This window comes from Microbacterium enclense (assembly GCF_004022425.1).
Classification (GTDB): domain Bacteria; phylum Actinomycetota; class Actinomycetes; order Actinomycetales; family Microbacteriaceae; genus Microbacterium; species Microbacterium enclense_A.
On record NZ_RBZY01000127.1, the window covers coordinates 1 to 2,179 of the forward strand.

Sequence of the window (2,179 nt, forward strand, 5' to 3'; positions counted from 1 at the left end):
CGCCCCCGCCCGCCGTGTCGGCGATGGTGCAGCGCCCGTCGTGCGCCTTGACGATGGCATCCACGATCGACAGGCCCAGTCCCGAACCGTCGACTCCGCGCCCGGCCGAGACGCGGTCGAAGCGCTGGAACACGCGGTGCCGGGCGGCGGGCGGGATACCGGGCCCGTGGTCGCGAACCCACAGGTGCGCCGTGGTCCCGTCGGCGGAGCTGCCGATCTCGATCGGGCTGCCGGCCGGTGTGTATTTGGCGGCGTTGTCGGCGAGCTGGAGCCACGCCTGCACGAGACGATCGTGGTCGCCCACGATGGGACCACGGCCGCGCGCCTCGATGGTCCAGGAGTGTTCCGGGATCGCGGCGACGAGTTCGCCGACACGGTCGGTCAGGGCCCCCACGTCGACGACACCCGCCGAGAGCCCGCCGGCCTCGACGTCGGCGAGGGCGTCGATGTCGTCGACGAGACGGGACAGCCGGTCGAGTTCGGAGATACCGAGATCGCGGGTCTCGGTCACGTCGTCGGGGTCGGCGGGGTTCATGGTCTCGAGGTGGCCCCGCACGATCGTGATCGGCGTCTTCAACTCGTGTCGGACGTCGTCGAGGAGCTGTCGCTGCGCGGCGACGGACATCGAGAGCCGATCGAGCATCGAGTTGACGGATGCCGTGAGGTCGGCGATCTCGTCGTTGCCATCGGCCGAGACACGGACGCCCAGGTCGGCGATCGTGATCGCGTCGGTCGTGTCGCGCAGCCGCCGCAGCGGCGAGAACAACCGGCCGGTGACGAACCATCCGGCCACTCCCACGGCGAGGAGCACCCCGGCGCCGGCGATCGCGTAGGTGGTGGTGGAGAGCGTGACCAGCTCCATGCGCTGATCGATGGAGATGGCCTGGACGACATCGGCATCGCCTGTCCGCACCGCCGCATAAAGGACGGGGCCGACGGTGGCGGAGAGGCGCCCGCGCATATCCCCGCGATCGAGTGCCGCGCGCAGGTCGCGCACGAAGACGGCGTCGTCGGCGAGCGGCAGCCCGGGCGGGGCGGGAGTGGTGGCGAGGACAGTTGTTCCGATGACCGCCAGCGTTCCGTCGGTGCGGCCGGGGACGGCGGAGTCCACCAGGTCGGCGGGGTCCTCGCCGCTGGCCGACACCGTTGCCACGAATCCGTCGAGCTGTCGCTCGGCGTTGGCGATGACCCGTTCGCTCTGCACGACGAATGTCACACCGCCCGCGATGATGAGCCCGAGCAGCACGACGCCGAGGAACGCCCCGAGGAGTCGCACGCGCGCGGAGACGGGTCTCGCGCGGCGGATCATCCTCTGATTATGACGTTCCTCGGCGTCGCTGCGGTGCGGGTCAGCCCGGGTGGGTCATCGAGAGCAGGTCGAGCTTGGCGTCGAGGACCTCTTCGGTGATCTCGCCACGCTCGACGTAGCCCAGGTCGATGACGGCCTCGCGCACCGTGATGCCCTTGGCGACCGAGTGCTTGGCGATCTTCGCGGCCGCCTCGTAGCCGATGACCTTGTTCAGCGGTGTGACGATCGACGGCGACATCCCGGCGAACGCCTCGGCGCGGCCGACGTTGGCCTCGAGCCCGTCGACGGTCTTGTCGGCGAGCACCCGCATGGCGTTCGAGAGCAAACGGATCGACTCGAGCAGGGCCGTGCCCATGACGGGGATCGCGACGTTGAGTTCGAACGATCCCGACGCGCCCGCCCAGGCGACCGTCGCATCGTTGCCGACGACGCGCGCACAGACCATGAGGGTCGCCTCGGGGACGACCGGGTTGACCTTGCCCGGCATGATCGAGGATCCCGGCTGCAGGTCGGGGATGTGGAGCTCGCCCAGACCCGTGTTGGGGCCGGAACCCATCCAGCGGATGTCGTTGTTGATCTTCGTCAGCGACACCGCGATGGTCCGCAGGGCTCCGGATGCCTCGACGAGACCGTCGCGGTTCGCCTGGGCCTCGAAGTGGTCCTTCGCCTCGGTGATCGGCAGCTCGGTCTCGGCGGCGAGCAGTGCGATGACCTTCTGCGGGAAGCCCAGCGGGGTGTTGATGCCGGTCCCGACGGCCGTGCCGCCGAGCGGGACCTCGCCGACGCGGGGGAGGACCGCCTGCACCCGCTCGATGCCCAGTCGCATCTGGCGGGCGTAGCCGCCGAACTCCTGGCCGAGCGTGACGGGGG

2 protein-coding genes are annotated in these 2,179 nt (G+C 70.3%); both read right to left on the reverse strand.

Going from position 1 to position 2,179, the window contains the following annotated elements:
* On the reverse strand, nucleotides 1-1,309 hold a 1,309-nt coding region (locus tag D8Y23_RS16485), incomplete at its 3' end, for a sensor histidine kinase (protein WP_164878296.1).
* Nucleotides 1,310-1,349: 40 nt separating this feature from the next.
* Nucleotides 1,350-2,179 (reverse strand): lyase family protein (locus D8Y23_RS16490; RefSeq protein WP_240663947.1); only part of this gene is annotated, 830 nt, incomplete at its 5' end.